The 19,579-nt window shown below is 68.9% G+C and carries 21 protein-coding genes; 14 read left to right on the forward strand and 7 right to left on the reverse strand.

All coding sequences use genetic code 11. From position 1 onward, the window contains the following. Positions 1-9 precede the first annotated feature (9 nt). The 8 genes from ACXYX3_RS19260 (at position 10) to ACXYX3_RS19295 (ending at position 8,808) form a co-directional block, all read left to right on the forward strand. The gene (locus tag ACXYX3_RS19260; protein WP_458608642.1) at positions 10-1,227 is read left to right on the forward strand and encodes a sensor histidine kinase; all 1,218 of its coding nucleotides are present in this window, start codon (positions 10-12) and stop codon (positions 1,225-1,227) included. A 3-nt stretch (positions 1,228-1,230) separates the two neighbouring features. Continuing rightward, on the forward strand, positions 1,231-2,013 hold the full coding sequence (locus ACXYX3_RS19265; RefSeq protein WP_241207087.1) for a LytR/AlgR family response regulator transcription factor: 783 nt from the start codon (positions 1,231-1,233) through the stop codon (positions 2,011-2,013). After that, positions 2,006-2,374, forward strand: a complete 369-nt coding sequence (locus tag ACXYX3_RS19270) for a DUF485 domain-containing protein (RefSeq protein ID WP_241207086.1) — start codon at positions 2,006-2,008, stop codon at positions 2,372-2,374. The genes ACXYX3_RS19265 and ACXYX3_RS19270 overlap by 8 nt, the downstream gene beginning before the upstream one ends. Further along, positions 2,371-4,113 (forward strand): sodium/solute symporter, encoded by a 1,743-nt coding sequence (locus ACXYX3_RS19275; protein WP_458608643.1) that lies wholly within the window; start codon positions 2,371-2,373, stop codon positions 4,111-4,113. Before ACXYX3_RS19270 ends, ACXYX3_RS19275 begins: the two co-directional genes overlap by 4 nt. 143 nt (positions 4,114-4,256) lie before the next feature. After that, complete coding sequence (locus ACXYX3_RS19280; RefSeq protein ID WP_241207084.1) at positions 4,257-4,607, forward strand: DUF485 domain-containing protein; 351 nt, start codon at positions 4,257-4,259, stop codon at positions 4,605-4,607. Further along, complete coding sequence (locus tag ACXYX3_RS19285) at positions 4,604-6,235, forward strand: solute symporter family protein (RefSeq protein WP_458608644.1); 1,632 nt, start codon at positions 4,604-4,606, stop codon at positions 6,233-6,235. The genes ACXYX3_RS19280 and ACXYX3_RS19285 overlap by 4 nt, the downstream gene beginning before the upstream one ends. A gap of 28 nt (positions 6,236-6,263) precedes the next feature. Continuing rightward, complete coding sequence (locus ACXYX3_RS19290; protein ID WP_458608645.1) at positions 6,264-7,505, forward strand: MFS transporter; 1,242 nt, start codon at positions 6,264-6,266, stop codon at positions 7,503-7,505. Beyond that, a complete protein-coding gene (locus ACXYX3_RS19295) occupies positions 7,471-8,808 on the forward strand; it encodes an acyltransferase family protein (protein ID WP_458608646.1) in 1,338 nt (445 codons plus the stop codon). The genes ACXYX3_RS19290 and ACXYX3_RS19295 overlap by 35 nt, the downstream gene beginning before the upstream one ends. Before the next feature lies 1 nt (position 8,809). On the opposite strand, the gene ACXYX3_RS19300 is transcribed toward ACXYX3_RS19295, so the two are convergent. Continuing rightward, positions 8,810-9,001: a DUF5302 domain-containing protein gene (locus tag ACXYX3_RS19300; protein ID WP_458608647.1), complete on the reverse strand. Its 192-nt coding sequence runs from the start codon at positions 8,999-9,001 to the stop codon at positions 8,810-8,812. A gap of 29 nt (positions 9,002-9,030) precedes the next feature. Then, complete coding sequence (locus ACXYX3_RS19305) at positions 9,031-9,474, reverse strand: PPOX class F420-dependent oxidoreductase (RefSeq protein ID WP_241207080.1); 444 nt, start codon at positions 9,472-9,474, stop codon at positions 9,031-9,033. An 87-nt stretch (positions 9,475-9,561) separates the two neighbouring features. Between ACXYX3_RS19305 and ACXYX3_RS19310 the strand changes: the two genes are divergently transcribed. After that, entirely contained in the window at positions 9,562-10,080 is a 519-nt protein-coding gene (locus ACXYX3_RS19310; protein ID WP_458608648.1) for a DUF1697 domain-containing protein, read from the forward strand. A gap of 15 nt (positions 10,081-10,095) precedes the next feature. Then, the gene (locus ACXYX3_RS19315) at positions 10,096-10,929 is read left to right on the forward strand and encodes a class I SAM-dependent methyltransferase (protein WP_458608649.1); all 834 of its coding nucleotides are present in this window, start codon (positions 10,096-10,098) and stop codon (positions 10,927-10,929) included. Here ACXYX3_RS19315 and ACXYX3_RS19320 read toward each other — a convergent pair whose 3' ends face one another. After that, positions 10,930-11,295, reverse strand: a complete 366-nt coding sequence (locus ACXYX3_RS19320; protein WP_241207115.1) for a GntR family transcriptional regulator — start codon at positions 11,293-11,295, stop codon at positions 10,930-10,932. A 36-nt stretch (positions 11,296-11,331) separates the two neighbouring features. Here ACXYX3_RS19320 and ACXYX3_RS19325 point away from each other — a divergent pair, with 36 nt between their 5' ends. After that, positions 11,332-12,048, forward strand: coding sequence for an NAD-dependent deacylase (locus tag ACXYX3_RS19325; RefSeq protein ID WP_241207077.1), 717 nt, complete (start codon positions 11,332-11,334; stop codon positions 12,046-12,048). Here the strand turns inward: ACXYX3_RS19325 and ACXYX3_RS19330 are convergent. Then, positions 12,045-12,806, reverse strand: a complete 762-nt coding sequence (locus ACXYX3_RS19330; RefSeq protein WP_255730881.1) for an IclR family transcriptional regulator — start codon at positions 12,804-12,806, stop codon at positions 12,045-12,047. The genes ACXYX3_RS19325 and ACXYX3_RS19330 overlap by 4 nt on opposite strands. Before the next feature lie 169 nt (positions 12,807-12,975). On the opposite strand from ACXYX3_RS19330, the gene ACXYX3_RS19335 reads away from it, so the two are divergent. Next, positions 12,976-14,253: a DUF6986 family protein gene (locus tag ACXYX3_RS19335; RefSeq protein WP_458608650.1), complete on the forward strand. Its 1,278-nt coding sequence runs from the start codon at positions 12,976-12,978 to the stop codon at positions 14,251-14,253. Continuing rightward, complete coding sequence (locus ACXYX3_RS19340) at positions 14,250-15,077, forward strand: bifunctional allantoicase/(S)-ureidoglycine aminohydrolase (protein ID WP_458608651.1); 828 nt, start codon at positions 14,250-14,252, stop codon at positions 15,075-15,077. The genes ACXYX3_RS19335 and ACXYX3_RS19340 overlap by 4 nt, the downstream gene beginning before the upstream one ends. Before the next feature lie 10 nt (positions 15,078-15,087). Here ACXYX3_RS19340 and ACXYX3_RS19345 read toward each other — a convergent pair whose 3' ends face one another. Then, positions 15,088-15,810: an aspartate/glutamate racemase family protein gene (locus tag ACXYX3_RS19345; protein WP_241207074.1), complete on the reverse strand. Its 723-nt coding sequence runs from the start codon at positions 15,808-15,810 to the stop codon at positions 15,088-15,090. 7 nt (positions 15,811-15,817) lie between these two features. Continuing rightward, positions 15,818-17,332, reverse strand: coding sequence for an NCS1 family nucleobase:cation symporter-1 (locus tag ACXYX3_RS19350; RefSeq protein ID WP_458608652.1), 1,515 nt, complete (start codon positions 17,330-17,332; stop codon positions 15,818-15,820). A gap of 223 nt (positions 17,333-17,555) precedes the next feature. On the opposite strand from ACXYX3_RS19350, the gene allB reads away from it, so the two are divergent. Next, positions 17,556-18,917, forward strand: coding sequence for an allantoinase AllB (gene allB, locus ACXYX3_RS19355; protein WP_458608653.1), 1,362 nt, complete (start codon positions 17,556-17,558; stop codon positions 18,915-18,917). A gap of 19 nt (positions 18,918-18,936) precedes the next feature. Here the strand turns inward: allB and ACXYX3_RS19360 are convergent, their stop codons facing one another. Beyond that, entirely contained in the window at positions 18,937-19,566 is a 630-nt protein-coding gene (locus ACXYX3_RS19360; protein WP_458608654.1) for a methyltransferase domain-containing protein, read from the reverse strand. Positions 19,567-19,579: the final 13 nt, after the last annotated feature.

Below are 19,579 nucleotides of genomic sequence, written 5' to 3' on the forward strand. Positions count from 1 at the left end.
GCGTGAACCATGTCCGGCCAGCTCGCCATCGCCCTCACCGCCGCGCTGATCGTCATCGCGGTGGCGGCGGTGGTGCTGGCGCTACGCACCCGACAGGTGGTCGCGACCCCGACCGAGCGGGCCGTGCACGCCGCCTTGCACACCGCGTCGCTCGCGGCCCGCGCGCTGCGTCAGGGCCTGTCGGCGGACTCCGCCCGGGAGGCCGCGCCGTTCCTCCGGGAGCTCACCGGCACCGACCGTCTCGCCCTGTTCGACGGCACCGGCGAGCTGCTGGCCTGTGATCCCGACGATGCGTGGGACGCCGACGTGCGCGACGCGTGCGCGAGCGCGGCCGGCGATTCACTGTCCGGGCAGCGCCGGGTGATGGGCCACACCCCGACGTCGGCGGTCATCGCCCAACCGCTGCTCGCCGATACCGGCGACGTGCTCGGCGTCCTGGTCGTGGTGACGACGCGCTCCCCCGGACCGGGCCTGCTGGGCGCCGTCGGCGAAGTGGCCCGCTACGCCGCCAGCCAGATCGAACTCGCCGAGCTCGACGCCTCGCGGGCCAGGCTGGACCGCGCCGAGGTGCTGGCGTTGCGCGCTCAGATCAGCCCGCACTTCCTCTACAACTCGCTGAACACCATCGCCTCGTTCGTGCGCACCGACCCGGACCGCGCCCGTGAACTCGTGCTCGAGTTCGCCGACTTCACCCGCTACTCCTTCCGCGCCGCGGGCCAATTCACCACGCTTGCAGAAGAATTGCGCAACATCGACCGCTACCTCACCCTCGAGCGTGCCCGGTTCGGCAACGCGCTGCGGGTCACGCTGCAGGTGGCCCCCGAAGTACTCACCGTCACGGTGCCCTTTCTCGCGCTACAACCGTTGGTGGAGAACGCCGTTCGGCATGGCTTCGCCGGCCGCGGCAGCGGCTCCATCGAGCTGATCGCCCGCGATGAGGGCTCCGACTGCGTCATCTCGGTCGAGGACGACGGGGTCGGCATGGATCCCGAGGCGCTGCGCGCCGGCCCGGGTGACGCACTCTCGGCCGGCGAGGCCGACGGTTCCTCGGCACACGTCGGACTCACCAATGTGGACCATCGACTGCGCGCGGCGTTCGGCAACGATTACGGTCTGGTGGTCGAGACAGGGATCGGTGCAGGCACCAAGGTCATCATGCGGGTGCCCAAGTTCCGGTCCGGCGTGCGGGCCGACGGAGGGACGTTCGGGGTGGGCCGAAGTGGGTAGGACGTGAGCAGAACCCTCACCGTGCTCGCGGTCGACGACGAGGCACCGGCGCTGGACGAGGTGGCGTTCCTGCTGAACCGTCATCCCGACATCGGCGAGGTGGTCCGCGCCGGGGACGCGACGTCGGCGTTGCGGGAGCTCAATCAGCGTCGCATCGACGCGGTCTTCCTCGACATCAACATGCCCGGCCTGTCGGGCATCGAATTGGCCGGGGTGCTCGCGCACTACGCGCAGCGGCCGGCCATCGTGTTCGTGACCGCCCACGACGACAAGGCCGTCGCCGCGTTCGATCTCGGCGCGGTCGACTACCTGCTCAAGCCAATTCGTGAGGACCGCCTCGACGAAGCAATCCGGCGCGTGGTGACCTCCCGGCCCGCCGAGGCGCCGCCGGAGCGCGACGACACCGACTCCGACGTCGTTCCCGCCGAACTGGCCGGCGTCACCCACCTCATCCCCCGGGACAGCATCAGCTGGGTGGAGGCCGAGGGCGACTACGCCCGTCTGCATTCGGCGTCCGGCGCGCACCTGGTGCGCATCCCGCTCAGCACCCTGGAAAACCGTTGGCGCGAGCACGGTTTTCAGCGGGTGCACCGGTCCTACCTCGTCGCGCTGCCGTTCGTGACGGGCCTGCGCAGCGCCGACGGGGCCGTCCTGGTGCGGCTGCGCGACAACGGTGCATCGCCGGCGGTGGAGTTGCCCGTCAGCCGGCGTCAGGCGCGCGAGCTGCGGGACCGGGTGGTGCGCACCCCGATGCGCAGTCTGCGGCCGGGCGGCGCCGATGAGTGAACGCCCGCAACGGCAACGGGTGGTGCTGGCCCACCGCCGCGGTGCGCGCATGGTGCGCACCCGGGTCGAGGTGCAGGAGCAGACGCCGGTGGGCGATGCGTTGGTGCGCGGGCTGGTGCGTGCACAGTTGGGCCTGGCCCTGCGGCTCGGTGCGGTGGTGGTGTGTCTGGTGGGCGCGATCCCGCTGTTGAACGCTCTGTTCCCCGGCCTGGGCGCGGTCACCGTGTTCGGTATCAGGCTGAACTGGCTGGTGCTGGCGGGTCTGGTCTATCCGCTGCTGTACGGCATCGGCTGGGCCTACGTGCGGCTCGCCGAACAGGGGGAGCGGGATTTCGTCGGCGTGGTGGACGCCGAACCGTGACCGGTTCGCCGCTGACCGCCGCCGCGCTGCTGGCCGCGGCCGGTGCCACGATCGCGATCGGCGCCTACGGGGTTCGCTTCTCCCGCACCACCTCCGACTTCCTCGTCGCGTCGCGCACCGTCGGGTCGCAGTGGAACGCCGCCGCGATCTCCGGCGAATACCTCTCCGCGGCATCGTTTCTCGGCGTGGCCGGGCTGATCGCCAAGTACGGCGCCGACGCACTGTGGTACCCGGTCGGTTTCACCGCGGGCTATCTCGGGCTGCTGCTGTTCGTCGCCGCCCCGCTGCGCCGCTCGGGGGCCTACACCGTGCCCGACTTCGCCGAGTTCCGGCTCGGCTCGCAGCGGCTGCGCAAGATCGCGATGCTCGTGGTCGTCGTGATCTGTATCTTCTACCTGGTACCGCAGTACCAGGGCGCGGGCCTGACGCTGAGCACGTTGCTCGGCACGCCGGTGTGGTTGGGGCCGTTGGCCGTCGGCGCGATCGTGCTGACCAACGTCGTGGCCGGCGGTATGCGTTCGATCACGTTCGTGCAGGCGTTCCAGTACTGGCTCAAGCTGACCGCGGTGGCGATCCCCGCGCTCGCCCTGGCGGGACTTTTTCTCGGCGACCGCGGCGGAGAGCTCGGCGGTCCGCTGCCTCCGACCGTCGCGCAGGACACCACCGTGACCATCGACACCGACGTGGTGGTTCAGGTCGTCGCGCCCGCGGGCGTCACCGTCACCGGCACGCTCGACGGACGTCCGGTGGCCGACGCGCCCGTCGGCGCCGCCGGCCGGCACACTCTCGACGCCGGCAGCACGCTGCGGCTGGCCGCCGGCGCGGCGACCCCGGTCGTCGCGGGCACCCCTGCAGCCGGAGCCGATTGGATCGCCTCGGGCGGCGGCTTGGGGGGTGCCCACCCGATGTACCAAGTGGTGTCGATCATGGTGGCGACGTTCCTGGGCACCATGGGGCTGCCGCACGTGCTGGTGCGCTTCTACACCAATCCCGACGGCCGAGCGGCGCGGCGCACAGCCCTTGCGGTCATCGCATTGCTGGCCCTGTTCTATCTGTTCCCAACTCTGCTGGGCGTGTTCTCCCGGCTCTACGTGCCGCAACTGTTGATCACCGGGACCGCCGACGCGGCCGTGCTCCTCGCGCCGGGGTCGGCGGTCGGCGGCGCGGCCGGCCAATTGCTGGCGGCGCTGGTCGCCGCGGGCGCGATCGCGGCGTTCCTGGCCACCTCGTCGGGTCTGCTGGTCAGCTTCGCCGGCGCACTGGCCACCGATGTGCTGGGCGGCCGCGTTCGGGACTTCCGGGTGGCGGCGGTGATCGGCGGGCTCATCCCGATCCCGTTGGCGCTGGCCGCGTCCGGCGGACTCGAGTTGTCCCGCAGCGTGGGGCTGGCGTTCGCCGTGGCCGCCTCGACACTGTGCCCGCTGCTGGTGCTGGGCATCTGGTGGCGGGGGCTGACCGGCGCGGGCGCGGCGTGGGGGCTGGTCGTGGGCGGGTTGCTGTCCGGGGTGGCGGTGACGGTGGCGGTCGCCGGGGGTGTCGACGACGACGTCGCCGGAGGGTGGCCGGCGGTGCTGATCGGATATCCCGCCGCGATCAGCGTGCCCCTGGCGTTCGCGACGATGATCCTGGTCAGCCGGTTCACGCGCGCATCGGTGCCTGTCGATGTGGCGCAGACGTTCGCGCGGATGCATCTGCCGGAGAACCTGGGGATGGTGGTCGACCGCGTGCCGGACACGTAAGCCGTTCGTCGTCGTCGACCGACCGCTCACCGCAGCGCTGACCGACCTCGTCGTGTCAGGGCAATTGTGCCTGTTTCTGTGACCCACATCTCAACTACCGTCGCGTGCACAGCCGGTTCACAGCAGTCAGGAGCGTCATCACCGTGTCCGACACCGATCTACCCATTCGTCCCGACGCGATAAGCGGGGAGCGTTACCTCGAGGTGCAGGCCAGCCCGGAATTCCAGGAGCTGCGAAATCGACTGCGCCGGTTCGTGTTCCCGATGACGGCCATCTTCCTCGTGTGGTATGCCGTCTACGTGCTGCTGGGCGCCTTCGCCCATGACTTCATGGCCACCCGGGTGTGGGGCGACATCAACGTCGGGCTGATCATCGGCCTGGGCCAGTTCCTGTCGACCTTCCTCATCACCGGCCTCTACGTCCGCTTCGCCAACCGCGAGCTCGACCCGCGCGCCCAGGCGATCCGCACCGAACTGGAAGGCGACCTGCGATGACCACCCTCCTGGCGCAATCCGCGACCGTCGGCAACCCGGTCGCCAACATCGGCATCTTCAGCCTGTTCGTCGTTGTCACGATGATCGTGGTGATCCGGGCGAGCAAGCGCAATGCCACCGCCGACGAGTTCTTCACCGGCGGCCGCGGCTTCTCCGGACCGCAGAACGGCATCGCGATCGCCGGTGACTATCTGTCGGCGGCCAGCTTCCTCGGCATCGCCGGCGCGATCGCGGTCTACGGCTACGACGGCTTCCTCTATTCGATCGGCTTCCTCGTGGCGTGGCTCGTGGCGCTGCTGCTCGTCGCCGAATTGCTGCGCAACACCGGCAAGTTCACGATGGCCGACGTGCTGAGCTTCCGGCTCAGACAGCGGCCGGTGCGGTTGGCCGCGGCCACCAACACACTGACGGTGTCGCTGTTCTACCTGCTGGCCCAGATGGCCGGCGCGGGCGGGCTGGTGGCGCTGCTCCTGGACGTCAAGAGTCGCACCGGCCAGTCGGTCGTCATCGCCGTCGTCGGCGTGCTGATGATCGTCTACGTTCTGGTCGGTGGCATGAAGGGCACCACCTGGGTGCAGATCATCAAGGCCGTGTTGCTGATCGCGGGCGCGGGCTTCATGACCGTGATGGTGCTCGCGAAGTTCGGGCTGAACTTCTCAGAGATCCTCGGCTCGGCGCAGTCTGCGATCAGCGGGTCGACGACCACCGGCGTCGCCAGCCGCGACGTGCTCGCCCCCGGCGCGCAGTACGGCGGGTCGCTGACCTCGCAGATCAACTTCATCTCGCTGGCGATCGCGCTGGTGCTCGGCACCGCAGGTCTGCCGCACGTGCTGATGCGCTTCTACACGGTGCCGACCGCCAAGGAAGCCCGGCGCAGCGTGGTGTGGGCGATCGCACTGATCGGCGCGTTCTACCTGTTCACGCTGGTGCTCGGGTACGGCGCGGCCGCCCTGGTCGGCCCCGACCGCATCCTGTCCGCCGCAGGTGGGGTGAACTCGGCGGCGCCGCTGCTGGCGTTCGAGCTCGGTGGCGTGATCCTGCTCGGTGTCATCTCGGCGGTGGCGTTCGCGACCATCCTCGCCGTCGTCGCCGGCCTGACCATCACCGCGTCGGCGTCGTTCGCCCACGACATCTATGCCAGTGTCTTGAAGTCCCACAAGGTGACCGAGGCCGAGCAGGTGCGGGTCTCCCGGATCACCGCGGTGGTGCTGGGCGTGTTCGCGATCGGCCTGGGCATCCTCGCCAACGGCCAGAACGTGGCGTTCCTCGTGGCTCTCGCGTTCGCCGTCGCAGCGGCGGCCAACCTCCCGACGATCGTGTACTCGCTGTACTGGAAGCGGTTCAACACCCGCGGCGCGCTGTGGAGCATGTACGGCGGCCTGATCTCGACGATCGTGCTGATCGTGTTCTCCCCCGCGGTGTCGGGCGCCAAGACCTCGATGATCTCGAGCGCGGATTTCGCCTGGTTCCCGTTGGCCAACCCGGGCATCGTGTCGATTCCGCTGGCGTTCGTGCTGGGCATCGTCGGCACCTTGACCTCCTCGGACCGGGGCAACCCGGAGATCAACGCCGAGATGGAGGTGCGATCGCTGACCGGTATCGGCGCCGAGAAGGCGGTCGCGCACTGACCTGGTCTGCGGAATAGCCTCGGCGGGTATGCCGCTGAGAATGACCGTGCACCGTTACTCGATGGCCATGCTGGCCTACGCGTTCACCGCGATCATGGTCGGCACGACCCTGCCCACGCCGATGTACGCGTTGTTCGCCGAGGAACTCCACTTCCACGTCCTGACGACCACGATCATCTTCGCCGCGTACGCCGGCGGGGTGCTGGCCGCGCTGCTGCTGTTCGGCCGCTGGTCCGATGTGGTGGGCCGGCGGCCCGTGCTGCTGGCCGGGATCGCGATGGCGGCGGCCAGCGCGGTGGTGTTCGTACTGGCCGATTCGGTGCCCGAGCTGCTCGTGGGTCGCGTGCTGTCCGGGTTGTCGGCCGGCCTGTTCACCGGAACGGCCACCGCGGCGGTGATCGAGGCGGCGCCGGAGGCGTGGCGGGGGCGCGCTGCCGCGGTCGCCTCGGTGGTCAACATCGGCGGGCTGGGTCTGGGTCCGGTGCTGGCCGGGGTGCTCGTGCAGTACGCGCCTCGGCCGCTGGATCTGAGTTTCGTCGTGCATCTGGCGTTGACGGTCGCCGCGGCGGTGGCGGTGCTGTGCTCACGGGAGACCTCGCCACGGCAGGGTCGACTCGGACTCCAGCGCCTCGCCGTGCCTGCCGAGGCGCGCTCGGTGTTCGTGGTGGCCGCGCTGGCAGCGTTCGCCGGGTTCGCCGTCACCGGCCTGTTCGCCGCGGTGGCGCCGTCCTTCCTGGCAGAGGTGATCGGCATCGGAAATCACGCTCTCGCGGGACTCATCGCCGGCACCATCTTCCTCACCTCAGCGGTCGCGCAGGTGGTGGCGCGGTCGATGAATCCCGAACGTGCGGTGGCGCTGGGCTGCGCGATCCTCATCGGGGGTATGGCGACGCTCGCGGTGGCCCTGCACGTCGGCTCGCTGCCTGGGTTGATCGCGGCAGCCGTGGTCTCCGGCATCGGCCAGGGCATCAGCTTCAGCCGCGGGCTGGCCGCCGTGTCCGAGCGCACCCCGCCCGACCGTCGTGCCGAGGTCAGCTCCACCTATTTCGTCGTCGCCTACGTCGCGATCGCAGTCCCCGTGATCGGCGAGGGACTGGCCGCCCAGGCGTGGGGACTGCGCACCTCGGGGGTGGCGTTCGCGATCGCGGTCGCCGTCCTGGCCGCCGGCTGCCTGATCGCGATCCTGAGTGCTTCTACTCATTCGAAGGATGCCGCGCCGCAGCTAGTTTCGGAGCATGAGTCTCCGGACGCCGTTTCCCCGCCCCGATGAGGTAGAGGCAGCCACCCCGCCCGAACGGGACCGCGCGATCGACGTCATCCGCATCACCGCGCTGGTGGGCGTCGTGGTGGGCCACACCGTGATGGCGACCAGCACGATTCGCGACGACGTGTTCGTCTGGACCAACCTGCTGTCGGTGTCGCCGGTGTTCCAGGCGTGCACGTGGCTCTTCCAGATCATGCCGCTGTTCTTCTTCGCCGGGGTGGCCGCGTCGGTGCAGACGTGGACACCCGGTACGAGCTGGGGCGACTGGCTGATGCGCCGCTGCACCCGGCTGTACCGGCCGGTGTTCTCCTACCTGGCGTTCTGGGGCGTGACGCTGGTGGTGGCGAAGCAGGCGCTGCCCGTGCACGTGTACGAACCCGTCGCCGGGATCTCCATCCAGCTGCTGTGGTTCCTGGGCGCCTACGTCCTGGTGCTCGCCACGGTGCCGCTGCTCGCGCGCATCACCACCACCGCCCGCTTCGTCGCGACGGTGGCTGTGCTCTACGGCGTGGTCGCCGTGGTCGACCTGGTGCGTGTCGGCCGCGAGGGCTGGACTGGGCTGGGGTATGTGAACTTCGCGATGTGGTTGATCCCCGGCGCGTTCGGGGTCGCCTATCGGCGCGGCCTCCTGAGCGCGCGCGCCGCGCTGACGACGGCGGTCGTCACACTCGGCGTCAACGTGGCGTTGGTGGGCTTCGGCCCGTACGAGCTCAGCCTGGTGGGACTGGAGAGCCAGCAGCTGAAGAACATGACGCCGCCGTCACTGCTGTTGGCCGGACACGCAATCATGATGTGCGCGTTGGCGATCGCGGCCGCGCCCGCGATCGGCCGGTGGGCGCGCCGACCTCGGGTGTGGTGGGCGACGGCGATCGGCAATTCCGGTGCGATGACGCTGTACCTGTGGCACATCCCGCCGCTGCTCGCCATGCACCTGGCGTTCGACTACCTCGGTGTCCCGCGCTTCGATCCTGCTGAGCCCGACTTCCTCGTCGTGTCCGTGCTCCAGGTGGCGATCATGGCGGCGGTGGTGGCCGCGGCGTTCGTCGCGTTGCGACCGCTGGAGAACGGACCGCTCCCCTTCTGGGACGGCGGCCGCGTCGCACGACCCGGGATGCGCAGCGCCGCGGTCGGATCGCTGCTGTGTGTCGCGGGGGCGGCGACGCTGGCCTCGGTCGGGTGGGGTCTGAAGGATCTGGGCCTGCCGCTGGTGGCGGTGATGCTGGCCGCTCTGGTGGCCGCGCGGGCGCTGGCCGACGACGGACGTGCGGTCATCGTGCCGCCGCGTGAAGCCGCCGCCGCGGGCGGGTGAGCTAGCCGCTCTTGCGGCGGAACTCGCGCCGGTTCTCGACCGGGCCGTGCGCCCGGGGTTGTTTCGTCCCGCCGTCGCGGTGGGAGGAGCCGCCGCCCGCCTGGGCCTTCTTGCGCTCCAGCGCCTCACGGAACTTGCGCTTGTTCTCGTCCTCGGGAGTATCCGACGACCCGGCCGACCCTTGGGATGCCATGGCGGAAGCTTAACCGCTCGAGGAGCCGCTCAGCGCTTGCCGGGCGGCATGCCGTAGAGGTGGCTGATGGGCAGGCGCATCAGTACCCGCCGATCGTCGACCATGGCGCGGCGGTAGTCGTCCCAATCGGGATGCTCACCGGCGATCTCGCGGTACAGCTCCACCAACCCGGCCACGGTGTCGTCGTTCGGATCGGCTGCGGGCGGGGTGAGCACGGCGTCGCCTTCGGCCACCGCGTAGGCCCATCCGTCATCGGAGCTGACGTGGATGGCCGCGCGCGGATCACGGCGCAGATTGCGGGTTTTGGCCCGCGGCTCGGTGATCGACACCGAGATCGTCAGTGCGCGCGGGTCGAAGTGGTAGGACACGTTCGACAGCTGCGGTCTGCCGTCGCGTTTGAGAGTGGCCAGCACGCCGAGTGAGTTCCCGGCGATGAGCGCCAGCAGCTTGTCGTCGAACACATCGCGTGTCATCACCTGAGGGTACGTCGGTGTGGGGAGTGGAATGATCGAACAGGTGGACCTCCTGGCAGAGTGCGGCGACTCCGCGATGATCCCCCGATGACTCGATACGTCGCGCTGCTGCGAGGGGTGAACGTGGGCGGTGTGACACTGAAGATGCCCGACGTTGCGCACACCCTCGAGCAGGCCGGCTTCACCGACGTGAGAACGGTGCTCGCGACGGGCAACGTCCTGCTGACCAGCAGAGCTGGAGCCGCCGGCGTGCGCACGAAAGCCGAGAAGGCGCTGCGCGACGAATTCGGTTACGACGCCTGGGTTCTGGTCTACGACATCGACACGCTGGCCGAGATCTCCGCCGCCTACCCGTTCGAGCGCGAGCGCACCGGTCACCAGTCCTACGTGACGTTCGTCAGTGACACAAAGGCCTTCGACGAATTGGCGGGCCTCTCGGCCGGAGCGACGGAGAAGATCGATGCCGGCGACGGCGTCATCTACTGGCAGGTGCCCAAAGGGTCGACTCTGGACAGCACCGTCGGCAAGACCATGGGCGAGAGGCGGTACAAGCCCTCGACCACCACCCGGAACCTGCGCACGATCGACAAGCTGCTGGCCGGCTGACCAAGGAGCACGAAGATGACACGATCACCCAAACACGCCGCCGATCTGACCGGCGTCTCGGAGACCGCGCTGATGACTCTCGCGGTGCGCGCGGCCGAGGCGCGCCGGCCCGACGGGATCATCGACGACCCGATGGCCATCCATCTGATGGACTCGATCCACTTCGACTTCGCGAAGTTCGGCTTCACCCGCCGCCAGGACATGGCGTTGCGCGCCAACCTGTTCGACAGATACACCCGACGCTATCTGCGCGACCACCCGAAGGCGACGGTGGTGGCACTGGCCGAGGGCCTGCAGACGAGCTTCTACCGGCTCGACACCGCAGGCGACGTCGGCCACGACTTCGCGTGGCTCAGCGTCGACCTGCCCCCGATGATCGAGCTGAGGCTCGCCCTCCTGCCGCCGTCGGACCGCATCACCGAATGCGCGCAGTCCGCGCTCGACTTCAGCTGGATGGACCGGGTCGACACCGACGACGGGGTGTTCATCACGGCCGAAGGGCTGCTGATGTACCTGCAGCCCGACGAGGCCATGTCGATCATCACCGAGTGCGCGGCTCGCTTCCCGGGCGGCCAGATGATCTTCGATCTCCCGCCCTCGGGATTCGCCGCGCTGGCCCGCCGCGGGATGCGCACCTCGTTGCGCTACCGCGTTCCGCCGATGCCGTTCTCGCTGACCGTCGCCGAAGCCGCGGATCTGGTCAACACGGTGCCCGGAGTGCGGGCCGTGCACGACCTGCCGGCCGAGTCCGCCCGCGGACGTCTGCTCAACGCGCTGCTGTGGACGTGGCAGCGGTTGCCGCTGCTCGACCCGTTGCGGCCGCTGACCACACTGCTCGAGTTCGGCTGATCAGTCGAACGCCGCCTCCACATAGCGCAGCGCCTGGCCCTTGCCGACCCCCAGCGCCCGGGCCGCCGAGACATAGGTGTGCGCGGCATCGGCCAGCGCGGAGTCCGCGGGATCGGAGCTGGCGACGAAGGTGCCGAACCGGCCGCGGGTCTCCAAGATGCCCGCAGCCTCCAGCTCCCGATACGCGCGAGCGACGGTGTTGACCGCCAAACCGAGCTGTCCGGCCAGTTCGCGCACGGTGGGAAGCCGGGTACCGGGAGTGAGCCTGCCGTCCCGGATGCCTTCGATGATCTGCGTTCTGAGCTGGTCGAACAGCGGCCGGGCCGCCCCCGTGTCGACGTGCACCCAATCCCCCAACTCGGCCACGTGCTCAGTATTGCTCACAGCGACTAGTTTGGTGGAGTGCAGGTGACGGTCTTCAGCGGCGCCGGGATCTCGGCCGAAAGCGGTGTGCCGACGTTCCGGGACGTCGAGACCGGGTTGTGGGCCCAGGTCGATCCCTACGAGATCTCGAGTTCCGAGGGGTGGCAGGCACACCCGGACCGGGTGTGGGCCTGGTACCTGTGGCGCCATCACATGATGGCCGCCGTCGCACCCAACAACGCCCACCGCGCCGTCGCGGCGTGGCAGGACTACGCCGACGTGCACGTCGTCACGCAGAACGTCGACGATCTGCACGAGCGCGCCGGCAGCACGCAGGTGTACCACGTCCACGGCAGTCTCTTCGAATTCCATTGCGACCGTTGCGGAACCGCCTACCCCGACGTGGTGCCGGACATGCCCGAGCCGGTGGAGTCCGTCGAGCCGCCGCGGTGCGGGGTCTGCGGCGGACTGATCCGGCCGAACGTGGTGTGGTTCGGTGAGGCGCTGCCCGACCGGGCATGGCAGCAGTCGGTCGACGCGGTCGTCGGCGCCGACGTCGTCGTGGTGGTGGGGACGTCGTCGGTGGTCTACCCGGCCGCCGGGCTGCCCGAGTTGGCGGTGGCCAGCGGCATCCCGGTGATCGAGGTGAACCCGGAGCCCACGCCGCTGACGCGAAGCGCCACGGTGTCGCTGCGCGAGAAGGCGGGGACGGTACTGCCCGGTCTGCTGCAGCGCCTGCCCGCCCTGATCGGCTAGCTTTCCCTGGCTCCGATCAACGCCTCGGAGATCACTCCCGCCGCCTTCTCCAGGGCAGGAACGGCCCGCGCGATCAGGTCCTTGCCCATCCGTGCGACGGGACCCGAGATGCCGATCGCCATCGGAGTCGGGGCGCCGGGCACGGCCACCGCGACGGAGCGGACGCCGATCTCGAACTCCTCGTCGTCGACGGCGTAGCCGTCGGCGCGCACGCGCTCGACATTGGCGAAGACCGCGGACAGCGTGGCCGCGCTCTTCTCCGTCGGGGCGGGAAGTCCGGACTGCGTCACCAGTTTGAGGATGCGCGCATCGTCCAATTCGGCCAGGACGGCCTTGCCGACGCCGGTGGTGTGCAGCCCCACCCGTTTACCGACCTCGTCGGTGGTCCGCATCATCTGTGTCGACGGAACCTGCCCGGTGTAGATCACCATGTCGCCGTCGAGCACCGCCAGACTCGCCGTCTCGGCCAGCTGATCGACCAACGACTGCAGCACCGGACCTGCCACCGCGCCCAGTTGCCGATTCGCGACCACACCGAGCCGAATCAGCCTGGGGCCCAACGCGTAACGACGATTCGGCAGCTGACGCACATAGCCGAGGCCGACCAGGGTGCGCAGCAACCGGTGGATCGTCGGCGGCGGCAACGGAGACTCGGCGGACAGCTCCGTCAGCGAGCACTCCCCTCCCGCCCGGCCGATCAACTCCATCAGCTCGAACGCGCGCTCGACCGACTGCACGCCACCTGATCTGTCCGCCAATGTGTCCGCTCCTGGCCCGCCGGTCTGCGTCCATTCAACAGTCCGCAATTCCATTCCACAATACGGAAGTTCTCGGCTCCGCTCTTCCGGTGCCGTGTACATTTTCCGGCTGCCGAACTAAACTCCACGATGTGGAATTAGATCTCCGCGTCGCTGCGGGCGTGCACACGTGACACGATCCCTGTCCGATGCGGTGCTGGCCGATGTCGATCGCCGTCTCGCGGTCGCCGACGCCCGATCGGCGGATCGTTATCCCGGCGACGACGGCCGCCGCCAGCCCGTCCACACCGTGTACGTCCCGGGCGACGAGTATTCGGCCACGATGCCCGCCGACTGGGGTTCCGCAGCCCTTGCCGCCGCCGGCGATGCGGGCGGACTCGACGCCGTAGCGGTGCTGGTCGGGGCGAATCGTGAACCCCATTGCGAGCCGGACACTCTCGCGGCTCTGGTCGAGAACAAGCTCGCCGCCGAGCCGATCGAGGACCTCCGCATCGACTTCGAGGACGGCTACGGCACGGTCGACGACGCCGTCGAGGACGCCGATGTCGCGCGCGCGGTCACCGCACTGCGCAGCGCACTCGATGCCGGCACCTCGACGCCGTTCGTCGGAACCCGCTTCAAGTGCCTGGAAGCAGGCACCCGGGCACGCGGACTCCGCACGCTCGACATGTTCGTCAGCGGACTCGTCGACACCGGAGGTCTTCCCGACGGCCTGACACTGACCCTGCCCAAGGTGACCTGCGTCGAGCAGATCGAGGCCATGGTGGCGGTGACCAGTGCCCTCGAAACCGCGAACGGCCTGCCGGACGGGCGGATTCGCTTCGAGATCCAGGTCGAGACGCCGCAGGCGATCCTCGGTGCCGACGGCCGCGCACCCGTCGCCCCATTCATCCACGCCGGTCAGGGCCGGGTCAGCTCGCTGCACTACGGAACCTACGACTACTCGGCCTCCCTCGGTATCGCCGCCGCCTACCAGTCGATGGAGCATCCGGTGGCCGATCACGCCAAGAACGTCATGCAGACCGCCGTCGCCGGCACCGGGGTGCATCTGTCCGACGGTTCGACCAACGTCCTGCCCGTCGGCGACCCCGACAACGTGGCCGCAGCGTGGAAGCTGCACGCGCGCCTCGTCCGGCGTCACCTCGAGCGCGGCATCCACCAGGGCTGGGATCTGCATCCGGCGCAGCTCGTCACGCGGTACCTGGCCACCTATGCCTTCTATCGCGGCGCCTTCGCGGCGGCGGCGACCCGCCTGCGCACCTACGTCCACCGACTCGACTCGACCGTCATGGACGAGCCGGCGACCGCGCGCGCACTGGCCAACGTGATCCATCGCGGCAGCGTGTGCGGCGCACTGACCGCCGATGAGATCGAGACGGCCGTCGATCTCCCCCTGCCCACCGTGCGCGACCTCGCGCTCGGCCGCCGACCGAGGAGCACCCAGTGACCACCAGGCCGACACCAGCCTCGTACTACACGCCCCGAGGCGGTCTGCCCCCGCAGACCGATCTGCTGACCGACCGCGCGATCGTGACCGAGGCCTACACGGTGATCCCCCGCGGCGTCCTCTCCGACATCGTCACCTCGGTGTTCCCGGAATGGACCGATACCCGCGCCTGGATCATCAACCGCCCGGTCGCCGGTGGCGCGACGACGTACTACCAGGCGATCGTTGAGGTCGCGCCGGGTGGCGGTGCGCACCGCCCCGAGCCGCAGTCCGAGGTGCAGAGCTTCTTGTTCGTCACCTCGGGAGCGCTCACCGTGGACGCGGACGGTCAGTCGCAGACCCTCACCGAGGGCGGCTTCGCGTACCTCCCGGCAGGCACCGACTGGTCGGCCGCCAACAACGGCGACGCCACCGCGACGTTCGTGTGGATCCGGAAGCGCTACGAGGCCATCGAGGGCCACGCCCCGTCGGTGCTGTTCGGCAACGAGCAGGACATCGAGCCGTCAGCCATGCCCGGGACCGACGGCAAGTGGCGTACCACGCGCATGCTGGACCCCGAGGATCTGGCCTACGACATGCACGTCAACATCGTCACGTTCGAGCCCGGCGCCACGATCCCGTTCGCCGAGACCCACGTGATGGAACACGGCCTGCTGATGCTCGAAGGCAAGGCCGTCTACCACCTCAACGGAGACTGGGTGGAGGTCCAGGCCGGCGATTTCCTCTCGCTGCGCGCCTTCTGCCCGCAGGCGTGTTACGCGGGCGGGCCGTCGAACTTCCGGTACCTGTTGTACAAGGACGTCAACCGTCAGGTCATGCTCTGAACCGGTTGCGCTACAACCGGAACGGCCAGCCGGTGATCCTCTTCTCCCGAGGGGTCGCGTAGGTACGCACCTTGGATGTGCGCAGGCCCATCCGGACCAGACCCTCGGCGATGGTCACCGCCGCGCGGACCCCGTCGACTATCGGGACGCCGGTGGCGGCCGAGACCTTCGCCTCGAGTTCGGCCATGCCCCCGCAGCCGAGGCAGATCACCTCGGCGTGATCGCTTTCGACCGCCTCGCGCGCCTGCGACACGATCGCCTCGACCGCCCGGTCCGGATCCGATTCGAGTTCGAGGACGCCGAGCCCGGACGCCCGCACCGACGCGCACCGCGCGTCGAGTCCCGCGAGCTTGAGACGGTCCTCGATGAGCGGGACGGTGCGGTCGAGCGTGGTGACGACCGAGTACTTGTGCCCGAGATACATCGCTGTCGACGCGGCGGCCTCGGTGATGTCGACGACCGGGACCTCGAGCAATTCCTGCAGGCCCTCGCGGCCGTGCTCGCCGTAACCGGCCTGGATCACCGCGTCGAACGGTTCCGGATACGACGTGATCGCGTCCATCACCGCGATGGCCGCGAGATAGCTCTCGAAATTGCCCTCACACGAGTCCGCCCCGAAACGCGGTGTGACGCCGATGATCTCGGTACCCGGCGAGGCGACTGCGCGCGCCGAGTCGGCGATCGCGTCGGTCATGGACGTCGTGGTGTTGACGTTGGCCACCAGAATTCTCATGACGGTCCTAGTGCGTGCTCGCCACGGCGATGGGTTCGCCGGAGACGTCGGTGAACGGTCCCCGGCGATCGGCCACCAGCAGGTAGACGATCGCGCCGAGCCCCGCGCCGATGAACCAGGAGAACTCGGAGACGACCTTGAACGCCGGGACGAACGCCATCAACAGCGCCGCGACCGCAGTGATGACGAGTGCGACGACGGCACGCGTGTTGACGCCCTTCGTGTAGTGGTACTCACCGTTGGCGTCGGTGGTGAACAGGTCGAGCACGTTGATCTGCGAACGACGCACCAGCCAGTAGTCGGCCATGATGATGCCGAACAGCGGCCCCAGGATGGCGCCGAGCCCACCGAGGAAGTAATTGATCACAGCGGGCGAGTTGTACAGGTTCCACGGCAGGATCACCAGGCCGATGACGGCCGAGATGAGCGCTGCGCGACGGAAATTCAGGTGCTTCGGGAACAGGTTGTTCAGGGCGTAGATCGGGGCGACGAAGTTCGCCATCAGGTTGACGGCCACGGTCAGGATCAGCAGCGCGAGAGCCGCGAGCACCAGCAGCAGCGTGTTCGGCACTTCCTTGACGATGTCCGCGGGCGCTTCGATGATCCGCCCGTCGATGCGGAACTGGGCGCCGGCCAGCGTCACCACGATGCCGCCGAACACCAGCATGTTGAGCGGGATGCCCCAGAAGTTGCCCGCGATGATGGCGCGCTTCGAGGTGGCATTGCGGGTGAAGTCGCAGAAGTTGAGCACGAACGTGCCGTAGATCGCGACCCACAGGCTGGCGCCGCCGACGATCTGCAACCACATGTCGACACCGGTGAGCGAGTCGGGCGTCGTCCACGCGATGGACCAGTCGGCGCTGCTGAGCATCCAGATCGCCAGCGCGACCATCGTGATGAGGATGACGGGGCCGGCGAACGCCTCGTAGCGGCGGATCATCTCCATGCCGTAGCTGACGATGATCACCTGGACGACCCACAGTGCGACGAACGAGATCCAGCCGAGCGTCGACAGGCCCAGCACGCTGTTGGTGTCGAGCGTCGCGGCCGAGGGCGCGAGCGCGACGATCAGGATGCGCAGCACCACGGAGGCGAGGTAGGTCTGGATGCCGAACCAGGCGATAGCGACCGCACCGCGGATGACGGCGGGGATCTGCGCGCCGCGGATGCCGAACGAGATGCGGCTCATCACCGGGAACGGCACACCGGTCTTCTCGCCCATGAACCCGGACAGGCTCAGCAGCAGGAACAGGAACGCGCCACCGAGGCCCAGCACGAGCAAGATCTGCCAGCCGCCGAGCCCCAGGGCGAAGAGGCCGATGGCGAACGAGTAGTTGCCGAGGCTGTGCACGTCGTTGGCCCACAGGGTGAAGATGTTGTAGGCGCCCCACCGCCGCCCGTCGCGCTTGATGGGTGCGAGATCGGGGTTGTACAGCGTGGGGCTCACCTGGGCGGCCGCGGTGGTGTCGGCAGCAACGCCGCGACCTGAATCGTTGACGAGCCGGGGGGACTCTGTGCTCATGGACATGCCTGTCACGGTCGGAGCGCCGAGGACCGGCGCCGTCGCTGGAATTCCATCTGGTGGAACTTACATTCCACTGTGTCTCAAGTAACCCGCACGCAGGCGCCCCCTGTCAAGCGTCTGACGTGATTGACTGTGCCTCCGCTCACATCTACAGTCGCCCGAAGAGTGGAATAGCAGTTCCACGATGAGGAAGTACTGTCCGTCGGAACGGAGGCCACCCATGACCGCCGACGCCATCACGAACCGAGAAGACTTCGACCTGGTCGTCCGCGGTACGCACACGCTGACGACCGCGGGGATCGTCGCCCGGGAGATCGGCATCCGCGACGGCCGCATCGTTGCGATCGAACCGCTGGGCAGCGGCCTCGCCGGTACAGAGACCGTGGAACTCACCGACGAGCAGGTGATGATCCCCGGCTTGGTCGACACGCACGTTCACGTCAACGAGCCGGGACGCACCGAGTGGGAGGGCTTCGATTCCGCCACCCGCGCCGCGGCGGCCGGCGGTGTCACCACGTTGATCGACATGCCGCTGAACTCGATCCCGCCGACAGTCAACGTCGACGCGCTGAACGCCAAACGCGCAGCGGCGTCGGGCAAGCTGCACATCGACGTCGGCTTCTGGGGCGGCGCGATCCCCGGCAACACCGGCGATCTGCGGGGCCTGCACGACGACGGGGTGTTCGGGTTCAAATGCTTCCTCCTGCACTCCGGCGTCGACGAATTCCCGCACCTCGACGCCGACGAGATGGAGAAGGACATGGCCGTGCTGGCCGGCTTCGACTCCATGATGATCGTGCACGCCGAGGACTCGCGCGCCATCGATCGCGCCCCGACGGCCGAGGGCGACCGCTACAGCCGGTTCCTGGCCTCCCGCCCGCGCGGCGCCGAGAACGTCGCGATCGCCGAGGTGATCGAGCGCGCGCGATGGACCGGCGCCCGCGCGCACATCCTGCACCTGTCGTCGTCGGACGCGTTGCCCATGCTCGCGACCGCCAAGCGCGACGGCGTCCGGATCACCGTCGAGACGTGCCCGCACTACCTGACCCTTCTCGCCGAGGAGATCCCCAACGGCGCAACGGCTTTCAAGTGCTGCCCGCCCATCCGTGAGGCGTCGAACCGGGAACTGCTGTGGCAGGGCCTCCTCGACGGCACCATCGACTGCATCGTCTCCGACCACTCACCGTCGACAGTCGACCTCAAGGACGTCGACAACGGCGACTTCGGCGTGGCGTGGGGCGGCGTCGCATCGCTGCAGCTGGGCCTGTCGTTGATCTGGACCGAAGCCAAACGCCGCGGGATTCCTCTCACCCAGGTCGTCGATTGGATGGCGGCCAAACCCGCCGCGCTCGCCGGGTTGACCACCAAGGGCAAGATCGCACTGGGGCACGACGCCGACTTCGCGATCTTCGAGCCCGAGTCCGCTCAGGTGGTCGACGTCCACAAACTGCACCACAAGAACCCCATCAGCCCGTACGACGGGCGCGCGCTGGCCGGCGTCGTGACCAGTACCTGGCTTCGCGGCAGGAAGGTCGACTTCACGACCCCGCAGGGGCGAATGCTGCGCCGCGGGGGCATCTAGCAGCGGCCGCGCTGATCTGTCAGGCCGGCTTCACCGCCCGGCCGATCGCGACCTCGGAGACCGGCAGTGGCATCCAGCGGGGCATCGTGTACTCCCGGCGCCCTTCGAGCCGGAACCCCGCCGCCGCGATGGTCTCCTCGGTGTGGCGATGCGTGTGACAGTTGCCCGCCAGCCGCGGCCAGATCGTCGCGTCGGCGACCTTCTGCAGGCCACCCCTGGCCCCGGATTCGGCGACGTGCTCCAGGTAGCGCATCTCGCCCCCGGAGTTCAGCAGGGAAAACAGTTGCGCGACAACGTCCTTGGGGGTCTCCACCGAGCACAGAACCAGGGAGCACACCACCGCGTCGAACTGCTCACCGGTGCCGAACCCCTCGACGGTGTCGGTGGTGAGAGTGACCGGCACCGCGGCCAGCGCTGCCGCGTGCTCGGCGACGACGGCCAGCCTGCGCTCGGGTTCCACGGCGACGACCTCGGTGACGGTGGCGGGATAGAACGCGAAGTTCGTCCCGGTGCCGGCGCCCACCTCGAGCACGCGGCCCGTCAGCCCGGCCAGATTCTCCCGGCGCAACCGCCGCACCGATTCCGGCTCTCGGGCCGACATCACGGTCCACATGCGCGCGAAGAAGGGATTATCGACAGTGGTAGCCATCAGCGAACTCCTC

The organism is Mycobacterium sp. Panama NTM2 (assembly GCF_054355555.1).